Annotated in this window: 26 protein-coding genes; 9 read left to right on the top strand and 17 right to left on the bottom strand. The window is 37.3% G+C overall.

Annotated features, from left to right (window positions below; genetic code table 11):
* Window positions 1-313: 313 nt before the first annotated feature.
* Together AAEU30_RS12775 and AAEU30_RS12780 are read left to right on the top strand one after the other, a co-directional pair.
* Window positions 314-802: a hypothetical protein gene (locus tag AAEU30_RS12775; RefSeq protein WP_055011428.1), complete on the top strand. Its 489-nt coding sequence runs from the start codon at window positions 314-316 to the stop codon at window positions 800-802.
* 21 nt (window positions 803-823) lie between these two features.
* Window positions 824-1381 (top strand): YfbU family protein, encoded by a 558-nt coding sequence (locus AAEU30_RS12780; RefSeq protein WP_421960824.1) that lies wholly within the window; start codon window positions 824-826, stop codon window positions 1379-1381.
* A gap of 259 nt (window positions 1382-1640) precedes the next feature.
* Here the strand turns inward: AAEU30_RS12780 and AAEU30_RS12785 are convergent, their stop codons facing one another.
* The 8 genes from AAEU30_RS12785 to AAEU30_RS12820 all read right to left on the bottom strand — a co-directional run bounded on the left by AAEU30_RS12785 (window position 1641) and on the right by AAEU30_RS12820 (window position 8145).
* Window positions 1641-2372, bottom strand: coding sequence for a MauE/DoxX family redox-associated membrane protein (locus tag AAEU30_RS12785; protein WP_273605393.1), 732 nt, complete (start codon window positions 2370-2372; stop codon window positions 1641-1643).
* 33 nt (window positions 2373-2405) lie between these two features.
* Window positions 2406-2915 carry a DUF305 domain-containing protein gene (locus AAEU30_RS12790; protein ID WP_024032683.1) on the bottom strand — a complete coding sequence of 170 codons (510 nt, stop codon included), beginning with the start codon at window positions 2913-2915 and terminating at the stop codon, window positions 2406-2408.
* Between the two features lie 156 nt (window positions 2916-3071).
* Window positions 3072-3590 carry a DUF411 domain-containing protein gene (locus tag AAEU30_RS12795; protein WP_064387012.1) on the bottom strand — a complete coding sequence of 173 codons (519 nt, stop codon included), beginning with the start codon at window positions 3588-3590 and terminating at the stop codon, window positions 3072-3074.
* A 10-nt stretch (window positions 3591-3600) separates the two neighbouring features.
* Complete coding sequence (locus AAEU30_RS12800) at window positions 3601-4089, bottom strand: YybH family protein (RefSeq protein ID WP_008109928.1); 489 nt, start codon at window positions 4087-4089, stop codon at window positions 3601-3603.
* 22 nt (window positions 4090-4111) lie between these two features.
* The gene (locus tag AAEU30_RS12805; protein ID WP_064387014.1) at window positions 4112-5020 is read right to left on the bottom strand and encodes a CopD family protein; all 909 of its coding nucleotides are present in this window, start codon (window positions 5018-5020) and stop codon (window positions 4112-4114) included.
* Window positions 5021-5031: 11 nt separating this feature from the next.
* Entirely contained in the window at window positions 5032-5439 is a 408-nt protein-coding gene (locus AAEU30_RS12810) for a copper resistance CopC family protein (protein WP_004588802.1), read from the bottom strand.
* 22 nt (window positions 5440-5461) lie between these two features.
* On the bottom strand, window positions 5462-6325 hold the full coding sequence (locus AAEU30_RS12815) for a copper resistance protein B (protein ID WP_069439208.1): 864 nt from the start codon (window positions 6323-6325) through the stop codon (window positions 5462-5464).
* Window positions 6322-8145 carry a copper resistance system multicopper oxidase gene (locus AAEU30_RS12820; protein ID WP_069439209.1) on the bottom strand — a complete coding sequence of 608 codons (1824 nt, stop codon included), beginning with the start codon at window positions 8143-8145 and terminating at the stop codon, window positions 6322-6324. The genes AAEU30_RS12815 and AAEU30_RS12820 overlap by 4 nt, the downstream gene beginning before the upstream one ends.
* A 166-nt stretch (window positions 8146-8311) precedes the next feature.
* On the opposite strand from AAEU30_RS12820, the gene AAEU30_RS12825 reads away from it, so the two are divergent.
* Together AAEU30_RS12825 and AAEU30_RS12830 are read left to right on the top strand one after the other, a co-directional pair.
* A complete protein-coding gene (locus AAEU30_RS12825; protein ID WP_004588805.1) occupies window positions 8312-8998 on the top strand; it encodes a heavy metal response regulator transcription factor in 687 nt (228 codons plus the stop codon).
* Window positions 8988-10385 (top strand): heavy metal sensor histidine kinase, encoded by a 1398-nt coding sequence (locus tag AAEU30_RS12830; protein WP_024601570.1) that lies wholly within the window; start codon window positions 8988-8990, stop codon window positions 10383-10385. The genes AAEU30_RS12825 and AAEU30_RS12830 overlap by 11 nt, the downstream gene beginning before the upstream one ends.
* A gap of 421 nt (window positions 10386-10806) precedes the next feature.
* On the opposite strand, the gene AAEU30_RS12835 is transcribed toward AAEU30_RS12830, so the two are convergent.
* The 6 genes from AAEU30_RS12835 to AAEU30_RS12860 form a co-directional block, all read right to left on the bottom strand.
* Window positions 10807-11022 (bottom strand): GDCCVxC domain-containing (seleno)protein, encoded by a 216-nt coding sequence (locus AAEU30_RS12835; RefSeq protein ID WP_076916053.1) that lies wholly within the window; start codon window positions 11020-11022, stop codon window positions 10807-10809.
* Entirely contained in the window at window positions 11010-11399 is a 390-nt protein-coding gene (gene merC / locus AAEU30_RS12840; RefSeq protein ID WP_024601094.1) for an organomercurial transporter MerC, read from the bottom strand. Before merC ends, AAEU30_RS12835 begins: the two co-directional genes overlap by 13 nt.
* A gap of 65 nt (window positions 11400-11464) precedes the next feature.
* Window positions 11465-11842, bottom strand: a complete 378-nt coding sequence (locus AAEU30_RS12845; protein ID WP_010557530.1) for a MerR family transcriptional regulator — start codon at window positions 11840-11842, stop codon at window positions 11465-11467.
* Between the two features lie 258 nt (window positions 11843-12100).
* Window positions 12101-12427 carry a hypothetical protein gene (locus AAEU30_RS12850; RefSeq protein WP_055011433.1) on the bottom strand — a complete coding sequence of 109 codons (327 nt, stop codon included), beginning with the start codon at window positions 12425-12427 and terminating at the stop codon, window positions 12101-12103.
* A gap of 39 nt (window positions 12428-12466) precedes the next feature.
* Window positions 12467-12691 (bottom strand): hypothetical protein, encoded by a 225-nt coding sequence (locus AAEU30_RS12855; protein WP_069438784.1) that lies wholly within the window; start codon window positions 12689-12691, stop codon window positions 12467-12469.
* A 403-nt stretch (window positions 12692-13094) separates the two neighbouring features.
* Window positions 13095-13418, bottom strand: a complete 324-nt coding sequence (locus AAEU30_RS12860) for a hypothetical protein (RefSeq protein ID WP_069438783.1) — start codon at window positions 13416-13418, stop codon at window positions 13095-13097.
* 817 nt (window positions 13419-14235) lie between these two features.
* On the opposite strand from AAEU30_RS12860, the gene AAEU30_RS12865 reads away from it, so the two are divergent.
* From AAEU30_RS12865 to AAEU30_RS12880, 4 genes are read left to right on the top strand one after another with little or no spacing between them, the layout of a single operon-like run.
* Entirely contained in the window at window positions 14236-14706 is a 471-nt protein-coding gene (locus tag AAEU30_RS12865; protein ID WP_421960825.1) for a TnsA endonuclease N-terminal domain-containing protein, read from the top strand.
* Window positions 14703-16730, top strand: coding sequence for a TnsB C-terminal domain-containing protein (locus tag AAEU30_RS12870; protein ID WP_214552594.1), 2028 nt, complete (start codon window positions 14703-14705; stop codon window positions 16728-16730). The genes AAEU30_RS12865 and AAEU30_RS12870 overlap by 4 nt, the downstream gene beginning before the upstream one ends.
* A 35-nt stretch (window positions 16731-16765) precedes the next feature.
* A complete protein-coding gene (locus tag AAEU30_RS12875) occupies window positions 16766-17674 on the top strand; it encodes a TniB family NTP-binding protein (RefSeq protein ID WP_164834667.1) in 909 nt (302 codons plus the stop codon).
* Window positions 17674-19005 carry a TniQ family protein gene (locus tag AAEU30_RS12880; RefSeq protein WP_139129352.1) on the top strand — a complete coding sequence of 444 codons (1332 nt, stop codon included), beginning with the start codon at window positions 17674-17676 and terminating at the stop codon, window positions 19003-19005. Before AAEU30_RS12875 ends, AAEU30_RS12880 begins: the two co-directional genes overlap by 1 nt.
* A 941-nt stretch (window positions 19006-19946) precedes the next feature.
* On the opposite strand, the gene AAEU30_RS12885 is transcribed toward AAEU30_RS12880, so the two are convergent.
* The 3 genes from AAEU30_RS12885 to AAEU30_RS12895 all read right to left on the bottom strand — a co-directional run bounded on the left by AAEU30_RS12885 (window position 19947) and on the right by AAEU30_RS12895 (window position 23375).
* Window positions 19947-20183 (bottom strand): hypothetical protein, encoded by a 237-nt coding sequence (locus AAEU30_RS12885; RefSeq protein WP_421960826.1) that lies wholly within the window; start codon window positions 20181-20183, stop codon window positions 19947-19949.
* A gap of 417 nt (window positions 20184-20600) precedes the next feature.
* Window positions 20601-20786 carry a hypothetical protein gene (locus AAEU30_RS12890; RefSeq protein WP_421960827.1) on the bottom strand — a complete coding sequence of 62 codons (186 nt, stop codon included), beginning with the start codon at window positions 20784-20786 and terminating at the stop codon, window positions 20601-20603.
* A 480-nt stretch (window positions 20787-21266) separates the two neighbouring features.
* The gene (locus AAEU30_RS12895; protein ID WP_421960828.1) at window positions 21267-23375 is read right to left on the bottom strand and encodes a DUF8371 domain-containing protein; all 2109 of its coding nucleotides are present in this window, start codon (window positions 23373-23375) and stop codon (window positions 21267-21269) included.
* 798 nt (window positions 23376-24173) lie between these two features.
* On the opposite strand from AAEU30_RS12895, the gene AAEU30_RS12900 reads away from it, so the two are divergent.
* The gene (locus AAEU30_RS12900) at window positions 24174-25952 is read left to right on the top strand and encodes a DUF7380 domain-containing protein (RefSeq protein ID WP_421960829.1); all 1779 of its coding nucleotides are present in this window, start codon (window positions 24174-24176) and stop codon (window positions 25950-25952) included.
* Window positions 25953-26738 lie beyond the last annotated feature (786 nt).

The following is a 26738-nucleotide window of genomic DNA, read 5'->3' on the forward strand; positions in this document are numbered from 1 at the left end:
AAATAATCAATTCTTGTTATGTAATATAATTAGCTTCTCGTTAAAATTTTCATAAAATTTAAGTTGTTAATTTCAAAGCTATTTTTTATGCGTGTTTTCGTAATGTACTTTTACCCATTCTCGAATAAGTAAATTCTCGGTTATAGGAGAGTCTAAAAAAATTGTAATTCCTTTAGGCTATGTGTAAGTTATTAATAATTAAATTAATAAAAATCGTATTTTGATAATTCTGGAAATTGACACATTGAGTGTTAACGGGAATTTTCGGTAATACGCCGTTAGGCTTCACGGAGAAAGGTGTCAAATTTTGAGCATGGAAAGTGTCATTTCAATAATCGGATCTATCGCTTCAATAGGTGGTGCTGTATGGGCATTTGTCGAAGCTAAGAAATCGGTAAACGCAGCCAGTAAAGCAGAAAAGCTTCGTGATGAACTTATAAGCCGTAGAAAAATGGTTGAAGTATCGCAAGTTCACTCCGAAACAAAGCGTGTTTTATCTGTTGTGTCAAAAGTCGGTCCTTCATGTAATGCCAAACTTCTCAAGGGAGTTAACTGCGCTGATATTGCAAAAGAAGTTGAGGTGTATGCTAGTTTCATTTTTGAACAAAGCGGTCATTTCACTGATTTTTTTGAGAACAAAGCAAAAGAACTTTGTAATGATTTAAAAGATGACATTGAATCATTGTCTGAAGCAATTAATTTTGAAGACAAAAAAAATTATGGCAAAAGTATCTACTACAAAATTCAAAACTTTATGCCCTTTGTTAAACAGCTTTCCGATGAAAAAAAAGAACGGGCTTAAGGAAAAAGTAAAGGAAAAACTATGAAATTATCAGACGGCGAAAAATTAATTGTTTTAATGCTTAGCGAGCTTTATGAAAAATTAGATGTTAAAGGTGAAATAGAACCAGATTTTATTAAATCAGCTATTTTCAGTGATCAACTATGGGGCGTAAAATGGAAATACAGTGGCATTCCATTTGAAGAGTCGGACGATCCTGAAATTGTTAAAGAGGTTGTTGATATTTTAGATATGTGGAGCTTTATAGAACACGCCTATAGCAAGCTGAACGAAGAAGAAAAAGCCAAACTAGAATCTGACGTTCCTTATTTTGGTAAAGACCCCAAATTCATTGGTTTTGATGGTAATAATGAAACTGAGTATATGGGAACAGCAATGTTTCTAGTTAACGAATTGGAAAGATTTCAAGAGTTTAGTGGTCGGAGCTTCAATAGTCATTGCCCTTCAATTGACGGTCATAAAAGAATGTTAAGTGCATTTGAACTAATAAGACAAACTTTGTCTTATGAGCCGTTAAACCTTGCGCAATTGACTACTATATTGAAAGAAAAAGTTCACCCTAGTCGAAGAGAATCCTAACAAACGCTTCAACAAAGGACGTTACTGATTAGATACTCTAACGTATTTATGTCCAAAAACGAGTTTGTATGGACGTCTGCTTCTCGCTCATAGCAGTCTGCCTGATGAAGTCTAAACTTATTCACTTAAACTGTAAGATCTGATATGAGCTAGTACAGCTGATATGCTATTTACGACAAAGTCGCTCGGTAATTAGAGCGACATAATCCCTTGGTAATCACACTAGTACATCATCATGTTTTTAAATTAAAGCTGTTGTTTACTTAACAAACATCCAAATACCGGCAGCGATCATAAACAGGTTTTCTGTTAGGGAGATAAACCCTAGTGGTACGTTACTGTCACCGCCTACACACGCACATTTTAACTCTCGTTTATCTATATAGACTGCTTTTATCACTGAAACAGCACCAACCCCACCTATGAACAATGAAATAGGGGCAATAATATAGGCTGGTAATCCGGCTATCATTCCAATGCCAACAAATGCTTCTAAAAATGGGTAAACATAGGCGTACCTGACTACTTTCATAGCGACTAAGTCATAGGTTATAAATGAATTAGTAAAGCTAAATAAGTCTTGAAGCTTTTGTATTGCTAACACTGCCATTGTTAGGGCTACAAACAGTTCAGCGGTTTGCATTGATAATAAGCTATTATTCGCTGCAAAACTAAATGCCACACTAAGCAAAAAACTAACCGAAAAAATCGCAATCACGGGCGTGTAAGTTGTACCTTCTTGCCCAGCTTTTGGCTTATCAAAGTAATCGCGTAAGTCGTCATAGCCACCTATACGTTTATTATCAATAAATGTTTGAGGTGTAGTTTCTACACTGTGTTGTTTTTTAAATTCATCTGTTTGCTCTCGAGAAGTTAATAGCTGATCATCAACTGTATATCCCTCTCGCTCTAGTAGGTCTTTTGATTTTAAACCAAACGGACAAATATGCTCATCTGTGGCCATTCTAAAAAGTTGGGCTGATTTACTCATGTTTAGCTCCATTTTATGTATTGGTATAAAATTTTACTTAGCATTAAAATCCGGTACGGTCCTAGATTGTGCTTGCTCCTGAGTTTCTGCTAGGCCATTTTTCTCTATATCCTTTAGTAACCACTGCATTTCTTTAATCTCACGACGCTGTGCCTCAATAATATTTGTTGCAAGCTCTTGGACTCGCTTATCTTTGATTTTTGCCCTTTCACTGGTGAGTATTGCAATTGAATGATGTGGGATCATCGCCGACATCCATGAGCTATCATCAACAGTCGCTTGTGATCGAACTAAAAATAAACTTCCCGCAAATACGGTAACACTAGCAATGAGTACTGTTATATTTTTCTTTTTATCTTTATACATATTGAGCATGAAAAGTAGCATTATCACTGCCATCATGGCTCCCATATAAAGCGCCATATAAGTACGAGTTTCACTAAAAAAAACATGACTTAGCTGATAAGTATTCAAATACATCAGTACAAACATGACTAATGTTGATGTGGCTATCATTAAGAAAAACTTTAAATACTGCGACATTAGATGGCTCCTTTCTATCATTTACTTTGTATATCATTTACTTTGTATATCATTTATACCAATGGGTAATTCTTACAGGTTATTAGGCGTAAACCCACTATATATTTAATCATTGAATCAATGTTTAATATTACATCAAGAGTTGTGCCATAAGTGTTAAAACTGCTCAGCGTATTTGCTAATATGCTTATAAGTATTCTGCTGTAAATCGTGCGTAAGCATTTCAATATTATATTTATAAAAGCGATCGCCCATTTCCATACCTGGCGTACCAGCAGGCATAGAGGGAACAGAGAGCCCTATCGTCTTTTCAGGATGTTGTTCAGCTAAAAACTGTTTTATATGTTTGGCGGGAACATGACCTTCAAATACAAATCCATCGGCTGAAACGGCTGTATGGCATGACCGCATATTTGGTTTTATTTGATACTGAGATTTAATCGTCCCCATGTCATTGACGTTAATTGCTTTTGTTTGAATATTGTTTTCGCTCAAATGAGCAATCCACTTATTACAACATCCACAATTTTTACTTTTATAAACGGTAAGCTCAATTTTAGGTTTTTCTGAATTCTCATAAGTTATTAATGCTTTATGTTGTTTTTCGATACTTATCGCCGAAAATGACATAGTTAATGATAAAAATAACGCTGAGGTAATGTAGATTACTCGCATTGTTAACTCCTTAATTTGACCAATGAATATGAGTGATTTTCCAACCTGTATCGGTGTTTTTTAATGTGATTGATTCCATTCCCATAGACTTAATATCTTTTCCTTTGTACTTTCCTTGAGTTTTACTTCTTGAAATTGAGTAAGCTATGTCTCCATTTGTGTAAACTTGATGCTCTAGTAGTTCACTATTAACAGCACTTAAGAATTTCATATCCGCTATCATATGATGTTTCGCGTATTCATCTGCAGAACGCTCAACACTTCCGCCTTCAAAAATGATGACATCGTCGGCCAGTAATTTACGTGCAGCTTCGCGATTGCCTTGTTTTAGAGATGCATGAAATAGGCTGACTGTTTTTGCAGCCTCGCTATCAACATTGACAAAGGCCTTGCCTTTTTTTGAATATTTTTCATCGTCATGTGCACTAACAGTAAAAGAACTAACAGTGCTAAAAATTAGTAGCAATAAAATTTTTAAATTAAAGGATTTAATTAACATACGTTTCCCTTTTTATTAATCGTTAAATAGGCGGACCAACAAGTGTGGTAAATACACTTGTTGTAATAAGTACAAACAGGGCAATTACTATTTCAACAGTAATCGAGCGTTTTAATATACTTATATGGTGTTGTTGAGTGATTTGCGGGACTAAAAAAAGCTTATGCCATGCACCTAGGAACAGCATCGCGCTGACGAGTAACAGCTTTAATAAAATTAGTTGCCCATAATCTGATGTAAACAATGCAGAAAATGACTCTAGGTACCGCAGGAGCAGAGTTAAGCCCGAAATAAGTAGTACAAATACAATAACAATAGCGAGTTGACCAAAGTAATGCATTAACCGCTTTACTTCACTGGTAGGTAGTAAAGTGCAGCTTTTGTAAAGCGGCCACAATGACCCTAACCAGCTCGCAATGGCAATAAGGTGAAAGGTTAAAATACTTTTCACTAACCCATTTTCGTTTGCACTGTGCCCAGTAAAAGTGAAGCTATAAGCGATAAACCCAAGCATGATGAGTATAACGGCACCGTTTTTATAACCTGCTACGTTATCATCTGATTCCACATTCCACATACATGCGCTAATTAGAGCAATAATAAGCGCTGGTATTCTAAACCTTGCTTGGTCACCTATGACTGATTGCCAAACAATTTCAAGCATAAAGGGGTCAAACATTCCCATAAAGCCTGATTCAGCCATTGCTCCAGCTTCTATAGGTACTTGTAAAAGTGCAGCAATACTACCTGTAACTACACACGTAATTTGCCAACGTTTTAAGAACTGATGAAAGCTAATTAAGTGATGCTCTGCAACATTGCTGTTGCCACACATAAAGCGCATTAATAAAGTGCCCGCAAGCCCTACAATTGCTATATAGCTTGCTAGTTTTAATAATAGTAAGAGCACTGACCATTCACTTAATTGCATGATGTTGCTACTTAATGATTATGTTTGCTGTGGGTATTAGATTGTTCTTGCATCATCTTATGCGATTCATTTTTATGTACCATAAATCTAAACGTGCCAGTCATTTTATGTCCATCACCACCCAGTGCTGTCCATTTAACCGTGTAAGTGCCTTGGGCTAGGCTCGGTAATGACCAATTAAAGTCTGTGCTTGGGGTGGCGCTGGGTTTGAAATCAAAGTTTATTGTTTTATTTTTTTCATCTTTGATGATGACTTTTGCTAGCCTTACTTCACCACTAAAAATTAACGAAAGTTCCTCTGGTCCTTGCATTAACATGGCTTCTTGTGCAGGTATTGATTGCTTGAGTGATATATGCGCTGATGCGGAAAATGTAAGCACTAAACCTAAAATGGCTACTGCAGAGTTAAAAAACTTCATAATTACCTCTTATTTAAAATGATTAAAACCAAAATTTAATACCCGCAACAAATGCAGTATTGTTGCTACTTTGTCCACTTGATGTGGCATAGTCGGCGGTATTGCCAAATTTATTGCTCCATTCAACGCCAATATAGGGCGCAAACTGGCGTGTAAATTCATAACGAACCCTAAAGCCAATCGCGCTGCTTGATAGGCCACTTCCAAGCTCGTTTTGTTTATCGTTTTTGCCATAAAGTGTAATTTCGGCTCGCGGTTGTATAATTAGCTTTTGCGTGAGTAGTAGTTCGTACTCTGCCTCTAACGTAAATGCGGTATTGCCTCGCTCACCTACGTATGCTGTCATATCAAGTTCAAACCAATAAGGGGCTAAACCTTGTAAGCCAAAAGCCAACCATTGCCGATTTTCACCTTCTTTATTGTAATCAAGATGAACACCTGCTTGAGTATCCCAATATGCTGATACGGCATGACCCCATAAAATATCGGTTTGGTTTTCTTCAATACTTCCTTCGCTGAAATCACCCTCGGTTTTAATTACCAATCGATCAAAGGTAGTGCCGTACCATGCTTGTAAGTCAAATACACCTGCGTTTGCTTGCTCGTTATATTCAAGACGATCGCCTAGTAATGCGTAAAATGGATGCTCATCAGCGAGTGTTAATCGCTCATTGCCCTCAAGCGCATATGGGCCTTCTGTTAAAGTTGTTCCCGCAGAGTAAGCATGGGGGTCTCTTGCATCTTTAGGTGCACTTCCTCCTTGTGGTTGCATCTTAGCGCTATTCATTTGTGCCATTTCACTTTGCGCTAATAAAGGGAAACTAATTAATGAAGCCCCAGTTAACATTAATAAACTAAATGATTTAGATAGTTTTAATTGTTTCATGATACGACTACCTCTCTAAACATGCCGGCATCCATATGGAATAATAAATGGCAATGCCAAGCCCAGCGCCCTACATCGTGAGGGGTGGTTAAAAAGCTGATTCTTTGTGCGGGTTGAACAGGTATTGTATGACGTCGCACTTGCACATCACCTTGCTCGTTTTCTAAATCACTCCACATACCATGCAGATGCATAGGGTGCGTCATCATGGTATCGTTTTGTAAAATAACTCTTAAACGTTGGTTATGCTTCATATGCACTGGCGTGCTTTTACCAAATTCTAAGCCATCAAATGACCAGCTATAACGTTCCATATTTCCGGTTAAATGCAACTCAATTTCAGCTTCTGGCTCTTGCTGGTTAGTGATCCCTTCAAGTGAGTGTAAATCTGCAAGTGTTAAAACACGGCGACCATTTTTACGTAAACCAATACCAGGATCATCAAGATTTGTTCTAGGCATATCAACGCGCATATCAACTGAAGCTCCATACTCCGTTTTGGCATGACGCACTTTAGGGCTGGCAACTGCCAATGGGTTTTCAGACATACCATGTTTGCTATGATCCATCGCCATTGCACCGTGCTCCATAGCGCTATGATCCATTTCTTTAGAGTTCATACCTGACATGCCAGCCATACCTGCCATTGCAGAATGCTCACCGCCGTGGGTCATATTGCCCATCATATCGGTCATCGTTAACCATTCAACAGGGTCAAGTGCAGGTACTGGCGCATCAATATTAGGCGAGCTTGATAAAGTTCCTTTTGCGTAACCAGAGCGATCCATACTTTGAGCAAAAATCGTATAGGCATCATTTTTAGGCTCAACAATTACGTCGTAGGTCTCACCAGGGCCGAATCTAAATTCATCAACTGTCACTGGTTCAACGTTTTGCCCATCAGCTTGTACAACTGTTAGTTTTAGTTCGGGAATACGAACGTCAAAAAAAGTATTGCTTGAGCCATTAATAAACCTAAGTCTTACTTTTTCTCCAACTTTAAACATTCCTCGCCAATTTGACATTGGCGTACTACCGTTCATTAAAAAGGTCATTGCTGATGCAGATAAGTCAGCTAAATCTGTAGGATTCATTCTCATTTGATTCCACATTTTGCGGCGTTGCAAAGCATTCGAAACACCGCTATTTGAAACGTCATCAAAAAATTCTGGAACAGTGGGCTGATTGAAGTTAAATACATCACTCTGTATTTTTAATTTGCGGAACAGCGCCATTGGGTCATCATCAGTCCAATCAGATAATTGAATAACATGCTCGTTATCTGCACTAATAATATCTTTTTCTCGCGGTTCAATAATTAATACACCGTACATGCCAGTCATTTCTTGAAAGCCACTATGTGAGTGATACCAATATGTACCGCTTTGTTGTAATTTAAATTTATAAACAAAGGTTTCGCCAGGCATAATGCCTTTAAAACTGATACCAGGTACGCCATCCATTTGATACGGTAAAATAATGCCATGCCAATGAATTGAACTCGGTACTGATAACTTATTTGTTACTCTAATAGTAACGTCATCGCCTTCTTTGAGGCGCAAGGTAGGGGCGGGTATAGAGCCATTGATAGTTGTCGCCATACGTACTACGCCAGTAAAGTTAACCGGCGATTCATCTATAACCAGATCAATTACTTTGCCGCTAAGTTCGGGCACAGTGCCTGTTATTGTTCCTGCTACTAAAGATGATGCAGCATGTAATACACTCGGAAAAGCAGCAAGTACACCTCCTGCAATTAAGCCTTGAACAAATCGTCTTCGTGGTGTGCTAACCTGTTGTGATGACTTTTTAAACCCCATTTCCTTACTCCTTCATACCAGAATATGTATTGAGTATAGAAAATAGACCTGTCTTAAACATGACGCGAACATTACAAAGTTGTAATGTTGGTGTCATGTTGCTGTAGTGACAGATACTGCATAATATTTGCAGAGGTAGTTGTTAGGACTTTAATGAAGGAATTGTATGCGCTTATTAGTTGTTGAAGATGAATCAAAGACAGGAGATTATTTAAAACAGGGACTAAGTGAAGCTGGTTTTCAGGTTTCTTTGGCGCGCAATGGACTTGACGGTCATCACCTAGCAATGACCGACTTATTTGATGTAATAATACTTGATGTCATGTTACCTGACGTATCCGGTTGGAAAATTTTACAGTCGCTACGTGAAGCAGATAACAAAACCCCAGTACTATTTTTATCTGCTCGCGATAGTATAGACGATAGAGTAAAGGGGCTCGAACTTGGTGCTGATGACTATTTAATAAAGCCTTTTGCTTTTGCTGAAGTTTTAGCAAGAGTACGCACTCTTATTCGCCGTGGTGTAGTACAAACAGTTGACGATATACTGATAGTTGCTGATTTAGAAATGGATATTCCAAAGCGAAAAATACAACGTGCAGGCAAGCGTATTTTATTGAGTAATAAAGAGTTTAGCTTACTTGAACTATTGTTACGGCGCGAAGGTGAAGTACTGCCACGTTCGTTAATTGCTTCTCAAGTATGGGATATGAATTTTGATAGCGACACCAATGTGATTGATGTTGCCATTCGTAGGCTAAGAGCAAAAGTTGATGATGACTTTACTGTTAAATTAATTCATACGGTTCGTGGTATGGGCTATAAATTAGAGGTTGAAACTGATGGCTATTAAGTCACGGCCTTTATCACTTACGATGCGTGTTGTGTTGTTTGTCGCTGTAACCGTTATTGCGTGCTTAACTTTAGTTGCCACCTTAATAAATAGTTCGATAAAACATCATTTTTTCCAGCAAGATAGTAGTGAACTGCATGTTATTAATCAATCTATTGAATTAGTTTTAAGACAACAGTATAAATCAAACCTGAAACTTAAAAATGAATTATCTAACGCTGTAGCGGGTCATCACGGTGTTTACTATCAGGTAAATACCGCAAAAGGAGAGCTCATTTTTCAAAGTTCTGAACGAGATTTTAGTGATTTTGTAATGAGTGCTAATGCTTCAGCTGGCTTTAACCGTAACAACATTACCTCATGGCAAAATGATACCCACACCTACCGAGCTCTGGTGAGTAATTTAAGTACTGGGCAACAGCAATACAAAATTACTACAGCGATAGACATGAGCTTTCATTTACACTTTCTCAATCAATTTCAACAAAGTCTTTGGGCTATTATGTTTGGCTCTGCGGTACTCATTTTATTGGTGGCTTGGTTTGCTATACATCAAGGATTGAACCCTTTACGAGGTTTGAGTCAGAAAATGCATGACATCCAAACTAATAAGATGGATGTAAGGCTTGATGAAAATAAAGTGCCTATTGAGCTTGTTAATATGGTGCAGTCGTTTAACTCGATGCTCGACAGGCTCCAAGGTGAATTTATTCGTTTATCAAATTTCTCTAGTGATATTGCGCATGAGTTACGTACTCCACTAACAAATATAATCACTCAAACACAGGTTGGTTTATCTAAAAAAAGACAGTTGTTAGAGTATCAAGAATTATTGTTTTCTAATCTAGAAGAGCTGGAACGACTAACTAAGATGGTTAGTGATATGCTTTGGCTTGCAAAAACTCAGAATGGACTGGTTAAACCCGTTCAAAATACTCTAAAAAGCCATGATGAAATTGAAGCATTATTTGAGTACTTTGATGCTTTGGCTGAAGACTCATTGATTACATTTAAGAAAAAAGGTCAAAACCTTTGTTTTTATTGTGACAAATTACACTTTCGCCAATTATTATCAAACCTCCTATCCAATGCAATAAGGTATGCCCCAAAAGGCTCATCAATCACAGTAAATAGTGAAATATTTACCGCTGATAAAATATGTATTTCAGTGATTAATACTGGGGAGAGAATACCTTCTGAGCATTTACCTTATTTATTTGACCGCTTTTATCGACCCGATAAATCGCGCCAACGACACAGCGATGGAGCTGGTTTAGGGCTTGCAATAGTTAAAGCTCTAGCGCAAGCAAACGGTGGAAATATAGAGGTCAGTTCAAATAATCAAACTACCAGCTTTAAAGTTTTTCTAAATTTAGCTAAAAGCTAATTATTAAATTTAATAACCCAATGTTTGCTTGTACCTCTAGACTTCCCAGCTTTCATTAAACACCGGTTTATAAACTTAAAGTACAAAACGGAAGTAAACTTCCGGTTTCTAACCCAATATTGCTATATTTCGGAAGCAAACTTCCGTTTATAGGAATTCAAAGGTAGTTATCGGAAATATACTTCTGTTTTTGAAAGCGTTGGCCTAGATAGCTATATGAGCCATTTTTCGGGGTCTTATTTGAGCGAAAAGCGGAGGGTCGGGTAAACTCGTTTTTGGACAAAAATGAGTTAGAGCTGAAGGACGGCTCTGTGCCAAAAGCAGCCCTTGAGTGACTTAGTGATAAAGGCTGCAATGATACGATTGCTGACATTTCACTATTTCTTTTTATGCCTTCTCATTGCCATTAATAGACTGTCATTTAGCTATCGCAACAACTTTGACCTTCTTGAATTGGCGGGCATTTCACTGTTCCATAAGAGCAATATACGCAACAATCGCCTTTCAAAGGCTTTAGGAGAACTTTGCAAGATTCACATTCATAATACCACTGGCAAGCGTTGGTTGGCATTTCTTCAGTTTTACTGAAGCCACACTCAGGGCAAGTAATGGTAGAATTTAACTCTATACTTTGCATGTTTGCTCCTTCAAAGGTTTAACAATGTCTAATACGGACATTACAATCATCAAACAAATACCTACATAAAACAAATAAGTGCTCCATTCGTATTGCCATAGTGGATAGAGGGTTAACAAAACCGCTATAGGGCCAATAACCCCAAGAATACCTCTCGCATGATTTTGGTTTTTATACCAGTTATACAAATTTACCAACAATGCCAGAGTTGCAAATATAGGTAACAAGGTATTTACAGCAATTCCCTCAAAGTGAGAGAGAAAGCCTAATCCTAATGCTGATGCTAACGAGCCGAGTGCGGGGAAGCACCCCGTACAACTAAGAGCCGCAAGCCAAACACCACCTGAGCTAACTTTATCTAAAATCTTATTAATCATTTTTAACGTCTAACATTATTTGAATGATTTGAGTATGAACTCCGTAGGTAGGTACGGAGTCAATACTATTTTAGCGAATCGATTATTGGGCAGTGGGATTGATCGTTATTGTTGCGGCATGAATTAGTCATTTCTTTTATGACGACTTCTAAGCGTTGAAGGTCAGCTATCTTATTTTGAATTACGTTCAATTTCAGCAAGCCTAGGGATTCTACTTTGGCACAATCGCCATCCATTGACATCAATGAAGCCACTTCTTTTAGAGTAAAGCCAAGTGCTTTGGCCTTACAGATGAATTGTAATTGTTTGGTGATTGAGTCGTCATAGACACGATAACCATTTTGAGGTTTTTGAGGCTGTTTTATCAAGCCTTCCCGCTCATAAAACCGTATAGTTTCTACGCCTATATCAAGTTCTTTAGCCAACTTGCCTATTGTTTTCATCGTCCAACCATAAAATCAACTTTAATCATGACATTAGTATATCAATACGAAGTAAAATTGCTCGAACTACAATGACTGGTTTTCACTAAAAGCTGCCCTTAGAGCATTTACGTTAACTCGTCTTGGGGCAGAAATGAGTTAAATCGGAAAGGCAGCTCATGGCACAAATGCGTCTGTTCGATTTGGTTGACTCTATTTGTTCAAATCTGACAGTTTTGGTTAGGTCTTATTAAATGAATTCATTCCGCGCTTATCTTGTTAAGCAAAAATGCTAACTAAATCACTATTAAAAGAAAGTCCGCTTAAGTTATTTTCATTAATCAGAGATTTAAACTCAGCATTGCAATAAAGTGCTGTCCCGCCTTGAATGCATGATTTGAAAACAAGATGTTTGTCTGATTTAAATGATAAGGATTTGAGGCCATCCTCAATACCATTCAGGTAAGCCTTTTCAGTAAGAAATTCGTCTTCTTCTTCGAAAACGAGTGGATTAAATAAAATTAGCTCTTTATCACACCTAAGCGGTATAAATTCCCCGTAAACTTGCAGATAGTTCCCTAGGGCAATATACGCTTTATGGTTCAAAACAAGGTAATTCGAAAATAAGTTTACGTCGTAGGCTTGCTATAAAGCTTCTTTTTCAACTTTGCAGCTAAATCCGTTTTTGACTATATCCGTTATTCTAGTTTTGCCGCTTGGAAAGCCAATCTTGGCTAATATTACTGCTTCTTTATAACTGAGGTTATTTTCTTCGGCAATTTGGTCTGCCATCGATACGATATCTAGGTCAATTATATCGTATGTTCTATCTGGTTTGTGCAATTTATAAATATCGAGTTCTTTTCTCATAAGTAATCCTTTGTGAAGTAATATTTGTGCTTATTAAAGATTAATGAAGCCAGAATATCAACTCCTTCGGCAACGCAAGCAGAACCTCATTGGATATTAGCCAAATTTTATTAGGCTGGATTACTAAAGGAGTGCGCATTAGTTATACCTATACTCTATTCATTTATTAGCTTTTACTGTATTCATTTATTAGCTTTTACTGTATTCATTTATTAGCTTTTACTGTATTCATTTATTAGCTTTTAATGTATTCATTTATTAGCTTTTAATATAAAACTAGCAACATTTACATAATACAGATTCTCATCTTTGCCTACCAAAGCCCCTAAATATCTTCCATTATGTAGAGCTCACGACCCCCAAAAGTAAAATATAATAGATAGATTACAAGGCGTTAATCGCCTTATTTATCTTCCATAATATCTTTAAGTGCAATGCGTTTTAGCTGAGTGCCATCGCGATACCCTTTTACTAATAATTCATCTAATACAGCGCCGGTGTAAAAGGTATAGCCATTTTCTTCATCAACGGGAAGCTCATAAACAGAGCCTGATATTTGAGGCCAAATCCAATAATTCCCACAGGGTGATAAGTGAGGTAGAACCATTGAACCTGAGCTTACTCTCCATTCATCATCATTTTTCCATGAACAAAACAACACATAGCAGGGTTTGCTATCTATAGTTTGAAACGTTAAAACAACCCACCCCTCTGGCTTGTGTTTCATATATCACTCCATCTTGTTTGTAAAAAAATTTAAGCCTCCATTAACCTTAACCTAATAAGCGAGAACACCCCCTCTTTTTTCTTAAAAAAACACAAAAATAATGAAGCATATATGAACCCAGGATTAATTTTATTGGCACTTTGTTGAATTTTAAAACCAGATTCAAAGAAGATACCAAGAGGTCAGACCAGTTTAACCTTCTCTATTTTTGCGATATCTGCAATCATAGCGACTGCCTTTTGAAAAGCATTAACCTTGCTGGGGCTAGGTGTGAAATTTTAAATTTAAGCTTTTGGGAGTAACGCTAAATATTAATTACGCTTTGGGTGTTTTACTTGAACATAACAACGTCACGTTAAACACAAACATAAAATCGGTTTGGATAAGGTAAAAACAACTCGATAAACCTTCACAGTACTTTAAAGATAAATTTTTTTTGAGAATAAATAATTTGCCCGTAGAAAAAACATTGAACTTAACTTTTGAATTTTAAAGTGAGATTAACCCTTGAAAATAAAACAAAATTTTCAGTGGCTCCAAGGATTGATAAGCCTAATTATGACGAAAGGAATAATGTAAAAATGCTTACCAAGAACAACTATTCTAAAGATAAACCTTTTAATTTATCACCCATTATCTATAGTGTAAAGACATTTATTTTTTGGGAGGTAAAATTATGACCGTTACAAAGACGAACGCTAACGTTCACAGAGGTCGATTTATTATACGATTTTACTCCCATAAAAATCAGTGCGCACTTAATCCCGAGTCATTTCAGGAGCTGATCCTGGCTTTTAAACTGGAATGTGACCCTAATGTGAAGCTGTTTGCCACCCAGCCTGAGCAAATAGAAGTGACTATAGACAAAAAAGTTTACCGCTATACACCCGACTTCTTAGTCCTATATCATTCTGGCTTCGCTGAATATATTGAAGTTCATCATGAGTCTCAGGTTGATAAAGAGTATCACTCGAAAATTCATCTTTTTAATGAGTACACCCGAAAAAAAGCACAAATAGGTTTACGGTTAATCATCGTCGATAAGCTCAATACTATCTTTATGGCGAACCTTAATCTGATAACAATGTATTACTCGGAGCATTCATTCCCATTAACAATGCTGCCTGATGGAGATTTAACCTTTGGTGAACTCATCGAATGCTTGGAGGGTATAGCTAAAAACCCAGTGGCAGAGGCTTATGGACTAATTGCATCAAATGTATATAAATTCGATATGGAGAAGCCGTTAAACGCCTCTACTACATTGATGCGAGGTCACCTCAAATGATCGGATATGCTACGGGTACTGACTTGACTAATAAGTACGGTAACGTTGAATCTATTGCGTTTGTTGACAGTACATCAATACTCCTTTCCGGTGATGGTATAGAGACTAAGAAGCGCCTATTACCTCGAGACGACTTTGAGAAATCAATTGATGATCAAGGCTTTATATTAAGAAGCGCACAGCATCCACATATTGAACTAACAGAATATCAAAAGTTAACGGTTACATCACGATTGGTTTATCAATCTATCTTGAAAGAACTGGTTAGTGAAGGATACCCTGCTACAACCAAGAAGACATATGATGAGCTCATCAAACGAGTCGAGAGTCAACATCCTGCAACTATAGCCACAAAACACCCGCAATGGAAAACGGTATGTCGCCATTGGCGCGTATGGGTTCAATCAGATTTTAATGATGAAGCGCTTGCGGGAGTGAAGCGTAATAGGCCTATACGGCTAAATGCGGCCACTGAGGCTTTCATACAGCACTACATCGCTACCGTCTATTCGTGTAATAACTCTGCTTTCAAAGGCGCATATTACAGTAACTATAAACGAGAAGCGCAAGAAGCTAGCTTGAAAAATAATGAGATTCAAATCGCATCACAACGCACCTTTTACCGCCGGTTACAAGAGCTTACTGATGCCGAAAAACTTGCTAATTTTAAAGGTCTTTCACAAGCGGAAATCAATAAGCGACTAACAACGCTACGTAAACGAATAAAAACCTATTACGCAATGCAACGCGTTGAATGCGACCGTGTTGTGCTAAATATGTGTTTAATTGATGATAAAACAGGTCTACCGACACCGCCTATTTCTTTGTATGTAGCAATAGACGTTTACACACGCGCACCTATCTCTGTGGTGCTTAGCTTTGAACCTGAAAACTCTGCCGGTGGGCTTAACCTTTTACGTCAAATATTTATGGCGGATAGTAATCTTACAATGAATGGACGTAAACCGACTACATTGATTATGGATAATGGCCCAGGGTTTAATAATCGTTTGATAAAAAAGGCTGCGGAGCGACTTGAGTTAAATATTCATTATACACCTTCAAATCAACCTGCTAAAAAGCCATTCATTGAGTCATTTTTTAACGTATTAAGAGATCACTTTTTTTCGGGTATGAAGATTGAAACGCAAAGTGGTGAGACGAGTATTGGATTTCAAAGTTATTCAGGTAAACGTACTAACCCGAACTCACTCGACACAATTCCATTAGCTAAACGTGCGGATATAAAAGTATCTGATTTTACAAAGCTACTGAATATATTTTTGACAGAATACATGCACAAACACCATAAACAGGCTGGCCATACGCCTATCAAAAAATGGAATCAGTCCATTATTGATACGCCTATGCCTTCATTCACATATGATCAGCTACAACATTGCTTCCACGTGTCCAGAGCCCAGGCCTCACATAAATTACAGCAACGTGGAACTATCAGATGTTTAGGTCAAGATTATTACAGTGATGAGCTAAAACAACTATACGCGGCTACTAAAACAGACATGGAGCTGGGTGAAAACCCCTCTGTTTATGTGTTTCATGACGACCTAGATGCCAGAAAAGTAACAGTTCAAGCAACACTGCCTGGCGAGAACAATCCTGTGGAAATAGTGGCTGATAATATTGACCATCATGATACTAAACTACCAGTCAGCTTTGCTGAACTAAATGGCAATCAAACTCTGACCCAACTCGGAATATATACAGAAACTTTCTCCCATACTCCTACTGGTCACTATGTCGGTGAAATAACTGAATTCGTAAAGCAAAAGCCCAAACGCAAACAGCACAGAGGCCCAAAGGTAGCGTCTTTCAATAAAAATACGAAAGAGAACTTATCCATTGTAGAGCGAATAAAAAAATCTCATAAAGTGAATGAACTTAAATCACAGATATCGCACTCAGGTGAACAAGATACCTACGCAGATACGATAGTGAGCAAAACCAGAGAAATGGCCTCTACCCGTTATAATGATGATGAAGGAAATGAAAAACAATGGTAACTATGCCCAGTACAATTTTCGCATGTGACATACAAATGAAGATATGGCAAAGGATAGCGGAAATCCACAATATGTATCACGTACCTTCAGAGGATAAACGAGCTCAACTTATTTATGGTGCCTCGGGTGCTGGCAAGACGTATATATTAAAGCAGTATCACGCTCAGTTTTTACCTGTTACTAAGCCAGAAAAAACGACAAAACCAATCTTTTATGTCGCTTTTAAGGAGTTTAAAAAAAGTACTGCAGAGATAACTCGATTTTTAATTTCAGAGCTAGACGGAACAACACAAAATTCTCGCACTACTGCAGCTGAATTGGATGCCCAACTTATCTCACTTCTCAAAGGCCTAGAAGTGGAGCTAATCATTCTTGATGAAATTCAGAATATTGCCTCAAGTTATGATGGGATAGAGTTTCAACGAATTATTAAATATTTTTGCTATCTGATCGATAGCAACAAGATCCGTTGTTCGATTATTTTCGCCGGTACAAGCAGTGCTAAGCGCCTTATTACATTTGGTAGAACCGCCGGTAAATTTGACGATGACGAGCAGATGTCTCGTCGACAAATGCGCCCCATTGAAATTAAGCCAATCCTTCCTAAAACGAAAAACTGGATTGCCTGTTGTAATTGGTTCATTCAACAAGTTGGGTTGCCAAATTTAACAAAGGATGAGCACAGTGAGCTACTTGATCGTATTTACCTTGCGTACAGTGAGCACACCATGAGTACAATGCGCGATTTATTTTTACGTAATAACACACGAAATGCAAAAAACTATGATCAGCTTATAGAAGCCTTATTTGAAAACTTTGAGAAATATGCAATTGGGGCTGTCAATCCATTTGATTATGAACTTTTAACAAAAAAACAATTAGATGCATATCTAAATGAGCAAGATAAAAACCTTAGAAGTCAGTTCTATTCGGGGTTATGCTAATGCGTTTCCCAATAAAACCCTCTTACTATGAAGCGGAGTCAGGTATTGGTTATGTACTTCGTTTACTTAAAAGAAATGGCATACAATCAGAATCTCGCGTACTCAATAAGGCTATGCTAACCAGTATCATCAAAGGTAGATCAACAAAGAACGGACTCCTTGATCACCTTATTCCTATAACTCGCACTTTATCATCATTAAAGATAAAGTGCTGGACACATGCGAGATTGCTAACGCCACAAGTTTGTCCAGATTGTGTTAACCAATATGGGTATTTTAGGGCCCAGTGGCAAAATCCATTTTTACGACACTGTATTATTCATGAGTGTGCCCTGTTATCCGAATGCCCTCATTGCAATTCACCGCTGCAATTTACCATTAATCTTCTAAATGGCCGCTGCACATCACCTTTGTGCGGCTTACGCTTAACGCATATGCCATTGAATAATCAATTAAAATCACCTGAACAAGTCCACGATGCATACCTCATAGCTAAAGTGATAGTTGACGATAGTAATACACGAACGAGTTTCCCACCAAAGGAGATTACCTCCACATTATTAAATAGAGCGGCTGATATTCTTAATAACCCAGATAGTGCTAGAGTATTCTTAAGTGAAAGGGCTAAACGTGTACCAACAGATCTACCGTTGAACATTGAGTTTCACAAAATTGAAATTATTGTTCAGAATTTGCTATGTGAATGGGGGTCATTATCCACACTATATGAAATGTATAATAGCGAGTATATTCGTTCAAAAGCTCCCATAACTCAGCTTTGGTTTGAAGCTCAAACAGCCTCCTCTATAATTGGGATAACCTTTAAACAAATCGCTCTTTTAGTCGAAGTTGGATTGATAAGAACTGATTCAAAAAAGGCCTTAAGAACAGATACTCGCGTTGAAATATCAGGTGTTTATACCTTTTTAGCCGAGTTCAGCCACAATAAAGATTACGTCCCCCTTTCTGAGCTACGTCGCTTTATGGCTCTTCATAATATCTGTATAACTGATGTACTGATAGCTGCTAAAAATAAAGAATTATCAATAACATACAAACCTTCATTAGACTTAATGCATTCCATACACGTTTTGCCTGAAGCATTCGATACCTTTTGTAAATTACATACTCAACTTATAAGAGATAAAACGATGTCCGTTGCAAACGTAGCTGAAGTCACCGGTATACCAAAGGTAGAACTAATGAGGTTGATTAATACCGGTAAGCTCAGGCCCGTTTACATTCATGGCAATAATTCAAAACGTATACTTAATTGTGATACTTTGAAGTTGGCGAAAACGCAAAACAAACAGCTATCACTCGACATTTAGTACTTTGTAATTTCAACTTTAATTTTTAGGCCGAGACATGTTCTCGGTCTATGCTTTATTAATAACAATACCGGCAGTTCACTAAAACTAATCGACTGAATATCAATAAGTTTAACTTTCCCTTTTTTAATAAAGGTTTAGTAACTTCATCCATAACTAAACCTAAATCAAACCAAATTTGAATTAACTCAACATTACAAATGAAGCTTCGCATATCTGCATTTTAACTTTCACTTAAATGGCTTCATTTCTCTTTATCCTAAAAATCCATTTTCTAATCGATTTACTACACTTTTACTAAGTAAATATTAGCGTATAGTGTTCGCCACTAATTTACCGAATACAGAATCTACTTAATTATGTGCTCATTAAAATCAAGTCAGAGTTCTTCAGTGGCAGAATGAGAATCTGCAAGGCAGAATGAGAACTTTTTGGCTGGATGAGAATTTGTGTTGGGGCAGTTTTTAGCTATAAATAATTCTCAATTTAAGAGGCGCAGTACCGATAAAGAACACAAGCTAAGTTATTGTTTTGAAATCTTATTACATGGCTGAGATTCTCAAGTTATATGGCGCCGATCATTTGTGGGCAGGGCCACTTAAAATGAGATTTTACGGCAGCTTGAGAATTGTTTGAATTTCATGCAAATTATGCCACTCAAAATGAGATTTATAGATCTTATTAAAGCCTTCTGTTGTGCCATATAAATCGAGATTCATTTATCTTATTAAGCCTCTAAACTGTGCCCCTCAAGTCGAGATTTATAAATCTCATGGAGTTCTTAAATTAAGTAAGATTAGCTTTAGGTAAATTTAGTAGGTGAGTTTATAAATTGATCACATAAAGGCTTTAAAAGCCTTTATGAATAAATATGGGGTTTATTGAAGTGTTTCTATTTCCGGTTTGTGCCAATTGCGGACGCTCATAACCTTAGTCACTTGTTAGGTGTTTTTATCATTTTTTTCTGGAATATCATTACACAAAGCGCACTCTACACCTTTTCGTGATTGATAAAGTCTTGAACATATGAATATTGCTGTTGTGATTGAAGACCAAGTACAAGCAAAAATTAATGCTTCTTGGACTGAATGCTGTTTAAGCAACTCAACTATAAAAAGTAAGGCTGCTACTCCAAGAAATACTTTTAATGCTCTAACGAACCAAAACTTAAACCCCATTTGAACTCCAAACTTGAGAAACACCTAACATGCTTATAGCGAGCGAATCGCACGATCGCACGTTCTTCTAACACAGCGCCGTTCGTTTATCTTAATTACTCACTAGTAACAAACTTCTTAACTATTTGCCAGCACTACTAAAATACAGTAGTCCTGGTTTCTACTTCAGGACAAAAACTAGCGATTCGGTCGTTTTCTTGACTATGTAGGCAATATACTTTGACGAAATTGAAAAGTAACTGCTAGCGACCGCTTATTGCTCTTTGCCGAAGTACGGCTCAGTGCCAATTGCAGACAGTGATAACGAACGCCCGCCTAATACGCCTTGCAATGGCGGGCTTTTTGCATTGTTTGCAAAAAGTGTGGCAGCTGGCAATGTCGGATTTAGATGCTTATTAGCAATACATTCTGTTGCCGCTAACCTGTCACCTTGGACAAGAACATGAAACAGCCACTCAGCAAAATAATTGCTATGATGACTATAGCTGTGAGCGCCTTCGACTGAAACATTGATTCAATTAAACCGACTTCAGTTTGCATTTTAATTAGGTCTTTTGGCTCAACACCTTCTTTAATGCGAGGGTTATTTGTTTCGTTATTCATTGGCAACTCCATATTCGAAATATTCGTGTATTACTAACAGCTTATTGAACACCATTTTAGTGGTTTATAACATACCAAAACGGCGTTTAATTGTTATTGGACAAAATTAGATTTCTACTCAAAGCACTAGAGTAAATTTAACTTTTTCAGTGACCGCTCTTCGCTCTTTACCGAAGTACGCCGAATGCCATGAGCGAACCTTAATACGTAACTCGTTTCTGCCCCTTTCCAAGTTTGCGCAACAAAACGGTGGTAAATCCCGCCAGAAAATAGCCCTACTTTTACTAATGGCACACCGCGCAACATCGATGCACGGAATCTCCCAATTCCTTTCAAAAATAGGCTTCCTGAGTAAAAAATCTGCCTGCATTGTTATGCATGTCCACTGGTATCAATACCATCGTAATGGAGACTTTAAGTTGTAGCATTTTATAATTAAGCTAGTCGCGAATTAAGCCGTGTTTCGCTCAGATAAGGGCTTTACTTGACGGTGTTTCGAACATCAACAGCGATAGAGTAAATGGTTTTATTTTCAATAACTTGAAGCTTTTTAAGCCCTTTGGCATAATCTCTTTTCCTGCCGTCAAAAACAACCAAATACCCTAAATTAGAACCCGTATTATTTTGATAGTGAATTATCTGATCTTCTCCTGATATTGCGTAAGAACTTGAGTATGAAGGGCCACACATTTTAAGCTCCACAACTACCTTTAGGCCGCCAGCAAGTAAAAGGTATAAGTCAACGAAGCCAGCTCCAGCACGGTGCTCCTGTATTATTTGTATGTTACTTTGTCCAAACTTTGCTGATAAAAATGTAATAAGAAGCTGTTTCCCAATTTCTTCTGGGTTCTTGTTCCACTTATGACCTCCTTTCTTATCAGATTGCCAAAAGTGCATCCTATTTTGAGAAGATACTGTAGCTGAGAACTCGTTTAGAGCAGCAAGCATACCATCACTGGTAATTTGAACGACAACTTCAGGTTTGAAACTAGTAGCAATAATCATGCCTTTGGGCATCTTGATAAAGCACTCTTCCTTTAATTGCTGTAGACCTTCTGTATCTGGGTTTGCTTTATTAAAGTATTCTAAAGCTTCGTGATACTTATGCTGTTCGTAAAGAGCCTTACCGTACCCAAAACACATATTTGGTAATTCACCCAACAACTTGATTCTTGAACTAAAAAGCTTACAGGCTTTCTCCCATTGTTCACTTTCCATATAAAGTCCTGCTAGGTTGTTTGCTGCTGGGTAGTTATATGGATTGGCATCAAGAGACTTCAGGTAGCTTGCTTCTGCGTCAGTTGTTAATCCTTGCTCTTGATATATGAGACCAAAATGAAAATGGACTAAATCAACTACCCCTCTATCGTCCTTCTCTAAGTGTCCCAGTGCCGCATCTAAGAAGTCTATTGAATCTGTGATTGAATTAGATGGATTGATAGATTCTTTGAGTAAGACCGTCCCAATTAAGCCAGAGTTACCAAACGCCAATACATCATCTAAAATTTCCTTACTCAGTTGATCATGTTCATTGTAGTAATCAGCAACTTTAGTTTGAAGATTGAATAACTCATCATCAATAGTTGAACCAATGTCCACAGCCAACTGATTGTAGCGATTAGCTTTGTCTTGAATGCCAAGTTCTAAAGCATATTGAGCTGCCATCATGTACGAAGTATGTAAATTGATTTCAGCACCAAAAACACCTTCATCTAGACCAATTGCATCTTCAATAGTTTTTAAAGCTTCTAGTTTACTTCCTAGCTTATGCAAATATGTGGCTTTGTCCTGTAAGAGGTGGGCTTTTCCGTGACGCTCAAGCAAGTCATCTGAATCTACTAATTTTAAACAAGTTTCCAATGTTTCTAATGCTGAAGATTGTGACTCTTTAGCTTGTAGCTTAGAGAGTTGCAGTAAATGAGTAATCGCCCCCTTTTTCTGTCCTGCTTCAAGAAATTTGTCTGCACTTAATCGATGATATCGAGCGATATCCTCTTCGTTGGTGGCGAGATCTGCTAAGCCCTGATAAGCAACTGCTGTATTCCTTGGTGAGGCATTTTCTCTTTTTATCAACTCTTGATACTGAATTACGGCCAGATTCCTCTTGCCCTCTTCTTTAGCGTATCTTGCTCTCTCTAAAATGAAGCCTTCCAAGTAACTATCATTTAGATTTTCTGAAAACTCACTTTCCAAGAGTTCAACATACTTAATGACTGCGTTTAACTCGTCGATGATTGACGCATATCCAAGGCAAAGCGATAAGTGTGATTTCCTAAGTTCTTTATCCAGATTAGTGCTATCGATTGACTCAATAACGTCCAAAACTCGCTTATCTTTTAGCTTAGTGATAAAGAATGCATTCTGTAGCAGTAAGTCTATTGCTTCCTCATGTAACCCTTCTTCAATCTTACTTTGAGTATCCACAAGAGTATCATGTGCAATCTGACTTGGTACTCCTTGTAACGACTCATGGATTTTTCTTCCAATATCCAAGGCTTCTGGAGATTGAGCATCAATTGTTCCTAGTGGTTTTGAAGCCGAGGAAGAGGTATAAGTTATCTTGTGTTCAGATTGAGAATGTTCTTTCATAGGGCTTATTGTTTCCATACCATTAGCTATCTTCTTTATATGCATATAGTAACACCGATATCGGTGCTAAGTCGCTAATTCTAGCGCCTGTGCTTAGAGTTACTCTTGACATGTTTATCATTATCTGTATTAAACAGTGCTCAATAGGTAGGTTATTCGGCTTCTATGAGTAGCCCTCCCAATAGTTGCTACAAATAGGTGATGACTGAAAAAAATAGATACTTTGCGGTCACATGAGAAGTCAAAAGATGATATGAAATCTAAAGCATTAATGTGTTCTAACACCGAATAGGATAATGGTACTTCATGAACTGACGGGTTACATGCATACCTTTTAGCAAGTTCTGCATAAAGTAAGTCTGGCACAACAGATGACAGCTTTTGTCCAGTTCTGCGCGGATCTGCCTCCAATAGGAACGGTGGCTGAGTACGCTTTGCGACTAAAAGTTATCCGAAGGGTGGATTTGAGCTGAAGGCGCCCAACTCGGTTCTGTCCAGAGGCGGGTTATGAATTTAACTCGCCTTTGCCCCAAAATGAGCTGAAGTAAGGTTAGATTAATCGCTCCTTCAAGAAATTTACCATACAAAAACTTATGACTAGGATAGCGGCAAGACTCGATCTAATACTTTCATCAATTGGGGAGGGGCTTTATCTGTCTAATGTCGATATTTTTGTATAGCTAGCATTTGATAAAGAAGAAGTCTTGGCAGAATGATGAGCATTAATCCGTGACGTAACTAAGTGTTATGCTAATATTAGTCATTGATTTTATCGCATAAAACTCTAGGTGGAAAACTATGACTGGCGAATATGTTGACGCTTTTAAGGCATTAAAGTGGGATGAAAAGATCTCCATTATTCCTGAAAATGGTCACTCCTATGAACTTCATCTTTGCACCGTCATAGGAAAAGAAGTTAGTTATTCAAAAAAAAACACCTTGTCTATGCTTGAGAGGGTTGTCTGTTTGAAGCTTAGGCATCCCGATAATATCTATAACCCGTTCACATTAGTCTTACCTTCAGAAACGAATATTTTGAAAGATTTTACTAAAGAAGAGATAGAGTTTTATGAAGCCATCATTCCTTTTACTGACGATAATTACCTAAAAGCTCGACTGGCTGAGATTCTTTTTTGTAGGACTCAATATCACTTTAAAGATTGGGCTAAACTTGCAATTGATTGTTACACCAGAAAAAAAATCAAGCTTGATTCAAGTTTTTTGTATAAAGTCAACGAATGGGAAAGAGCTTTAGTACTCTGCAAAAAAATCAGAGACTTCAATAGATTGACTAAGTTAAAAGATAGAATCTTAGAAGCTATTCATCTAGATCATGGAAAATATAATTTCATAGTTCAAAAACTCTGCTCATTACTATTTAAAACAAGTAGTAAGGCTGATGATTTTGACAATATTTTTTCACGCTTAACTGAACTAGCCAGAGAGTCTAACGAGCAAGGCGAGTATCATGTAACCAGAGAATATATGAAACTTGCAATTGAAATTTCTACACGATTTAAAGATAAAGCACCATGGGTGAACTCAAGGGCTTTTTATGCTAAAAGTTATGAACTTGAAGGGGATAAAAGATTAACGGACTCGGCAGTAGTTGCAAAATTATTTTATTGTGATGCATTAAAAGCATACCGAGATATTGAAATTAAATATCGTACTGTTCAAAACAAAATAGAAGAAATAATAAGTAGGCTAAAGCATAAAATTGAGCATTCAGGTAAACAGATGATTGATGAAATGGTTACGATAGAACTCCCCATGCCAGATGTATCTGATATGGTAGTTAACGCAAAAAAACATGTATCAGGTAAAACAGATGCAAAAACGGCTCTTCTCTATTACTGTGGTTTGACTGTTAGTTCTGATTTAGAAGCTATGTCCGCTGAGGCTGAAAAAAACTTAAGAAATGTAAATTATAAATCGATGGTAAGTACGATCAATATTTCACGAGATGGGCGAGTTATTGGTAAATCACCAGCTCATGATAAAGATGATGCTAAAGATGTTGAACGTGCAATACATGAACAATGTATTGAAAACTATCTCTCCTACATGAATTTCGATGTAAAAACTAAATTATTGCCTGCTTTAGACCAACTACGTGAAGAGCATTCTTTCTCTAGAGAGTTTTTTGAGTTGATATGCTTACACTCTCCATTAGTACCTGATGGCCGAGAAAAAACCTTAGGCTTGGCACTTTGGATTGGTTTTGAGCATGATTTTTCAGCTGCTATACATTTATTGTGTCCACAGATAGAACATATTGTTCGAATGAAACTAAAGGATTCGGGTGAACATAGCACAACAATAAATGATAGTAAGAGTAGTATTGAGGATGAAATTTCATTGAGCTCTTTAGTACTGAAAAATAATTTTGAAACAATATTCGGTGAAAAAGTTGCATTTGAACTTAAGACGATCTTTACCGAGAGTCTGGGTTGTAATTTTAGAAACCAAGTGGCCCACGGGTTATTGGATGATAATGATGGTCAAAGCCATCATTCGGTTTACGCTTGGTGGTATGTACTTCGAATGATTTGTCACTCTCTTGTTAGGGATTGATATTTATTGGTATAACTGATTTTGTTACAAAACAAGTTATACCAATATACAGAGCTAATTTTATCATTAATGTGAGTAAGATTATCAGCTCGATTTCCTTATGGCCTCCTACAAAATCTTATGAGTATTACCTACGAGTAGTGAATAACTCTAACAAACTTTTGTCCATTTATGAGTTAGTGTAAATGACCTCGATTAGCTCAAAAAGCCCCTGAAAGGTTGCTCATATAGCTATTTAGGTTACCGCTATCAAAAAATATAAGTATATTTCCGATAATGACCTTTGAAACCCTAGAAACGGGGAAGTTTGCTTCCGAAATATAGTTATATAGGCTTACAAAGCGGAAGTTTACTTCCGTTTTCTACTTTAAAATTATAACCCAGTGTTTCACTAAGTGGGCTCCCCAGCTCTCACATTTGCATGATATAAATTTCGATATAAATGAATAAAAGTTTCAATAACTCAGTTGGTTAGTGAAATTAACCGTGATTTAGCCAACTTTGATGATATATAACATTCAAAATTTCCTTGGTATGCTCAACAGTTCAAACTATACTGTATAAATAAGGCTATGTTGTATTTCAGTGTTGGTGAACTATATTCAATATAATGAAACCTAATAACGGCAGGTGCAACATGGCTTCCAAGCAGTTTCAAAATACACTACATCACATTACCAACTTAAATTACTCTCAACTTAAAAAGCTTCGCCACGAAGTTGAATCAAATATTGCTACTAACCAAGTAGGTCAAGCCATTGCTGACCATGAAGAATCAATATCTCA

The sequence above is a fragment of the Pseudoalteromonas mucoides genome (assembly GCF_049257175.1).
Taxonomy (GTDB): domain Bacteria; phylum Pseudomonadota; class Gammaproteobacteria; order Enterobacterales; family Alteromonadaceae; genus Pseudoalteromonas.

Bases quoted from the DNA above. Each gene is read 5' to 3' on its own strand.
- AAEU30_RS12775 (WP_055011428.1), top strand. From the start codon at position 314: ATGGAAAGTGTCATTTCAATAATCGGATCTATCGCTTCAATAGGTGGT.
- AAEU30_RS12780 (WP_421960824.1), top strand. From the start codon at position 824: ATGAAATTATCAGACGGCGAAAAATTAATTGTTTTAATGCTTAGCGAG.
- AAEU30_RS12785 (WP_273605393.1), bottom strand. From the start codon at position 2,372: ATGAGTAAATCAGCCCAACTTTTTAGAATGGCCACAGATGAGCATATT.
- AAEU30_RS12790 (WP_024032683.1), bottom strand. From the start codon at position 2,915: ATGTCGCAGTATTTAAAGTTTTTCTTAATGATAGCCACATCAACATTA.
- AAEU30_RS12795 (WP_064387012.1), bottom strand. From the start codon at position 3,590: ATGCGAGTAATCTACATTACCTCAGCGTTATTTTTATCATTAACTATG.
- AAEU30_RS12800 (WP_008109928.1), bottom strand. From the start codon at position 4,089: ATGTTAATTAAATCCTTTAATTTAAAAATTTTATTGCTACTAATTTTT.
- AAEU30_RS12805 (WP_064387014.1), bottom strand. From the start codon at position 5,020: ATGCAATTAAGTGAATGGTCAGTGCTCTTACTATTATTAAAACTAGCA.
- AAEU30_RS12810 (WP_004588802.1), bottom strand. From the start codon at position 5,439: ATGAAGTTTTTTAACTCTGCAGTAGCCATTTTAGGTTTAGTGCTTACA.
- AAEU30_RS12815 (WP_069439208.1), bottom strand. From the start codon at position 6,325: ATGAAACAATTAAAACTATCTAAATCATTTAGTTTATTAATGTTAACT.
- AAEU30_RS12820 (WP_069439209.1), bottom strand. From the start codon at position 8,145: ATGGGGTTTAAAAAGTCATCACAACAGGTTAGCACACCACGAAGACGA.
- AAEU30_RS12825 (WP_004588805.1), top strand. From the start codon at position 8,312: ATGCGCTTATTAGTTGTTGAAGATGAATCAAAGACAGGAGATTATTTA.
- AAEU30_RS12830 (WP_024601570.1), top strand. From the start codon at position 8,988: ATGGCTATTAAGTCACGGCCTTTATCACTTACGATGCGTGTTGTGTTG.
- AAEU30_RS12835 (WP_076916053.1), bottom strand. From the start codon at position 11,022: ATGCAAAGTATAGAGTTAAATTCTACCATTACTTGCCCTGAGTGTGGC.
- merC (WP_024601094.1), bottom strand. From the start codon at position 11,399: ATGATTAATAAGATTTTAGATAAAGTTAGCTCAGGTGGTGTTTGGCTT.
- AAEU30_RS12845 (WP_010557530.1), bottom strand. From the start codon at position 11,842: ATGAAAACAATAGGCAAGTTGGCTAAAGAACTTGATATAGGCGTAGAA.
- AAEU30_RS12855 (WP_069438784.1), bottom strand. From the start codon at position 12,691: ATGAGAAAAGAACTCGATATTTATAAATTGCACAAACCAGATAGAACA.
- AAEU30_RS12860 (WP_069438783.1), bottom strand. From the start codon at position 13,418: ATGAAACACAAGCCAGAGGGGTGGGTTGTTTTAACGTTTCAAACTATA.
- AAEU30_RS12870 (WP_214552594.1), top strand. From the start codon at position 14,703: ATGATCGGATATGCTACGGGTACTGACTTGACTAATAAGTACGGTAAC.
- AAEU30_RS12875 (WP_164834667.1), top strand. From the start codon at position 16,766: ATGAAGATATGGCAAAGGATAGCGGAAATCCACAATATGTATCACGTA.
- AAEU30_RS12880 (WP_139129352.1), top strand. From the start codon at position 17,674: ATGCGTTTCCCAATAAAACCCTCTTACTATGAAGCGGAGTCAGGTATT.
- AAEU30_RS12885 (WP_421960826.1), bottom strand. From the start codon at position 20,183: ATGGGGTTTAAGTTTTGGTTCGTTAGAGCATTAAAAGTATTTCTTGGA.
- AAEU30_RS12890 (WP_421960827.1), bottom strand. From the start codon at position 20,786: ATGAATAACGAAACAAATAACCCTCGCATTAAAGAAGGTGTTGAGCCA.
- AAEU30_RS12895 (WP_421960828.1), bottom strand. From the start codon at position 23,375: ATGAAAGAACATTCTCAATCTGAACACAAGATAACTTATACCTCTTCC.
- AAEU30_RS12900 (WP_421960829.1), top strand. From the start codon at position 24,174: ATGACTGGCGAATATGTTGACGCTTTTAAGGCATTAAAGTGGGATGAA.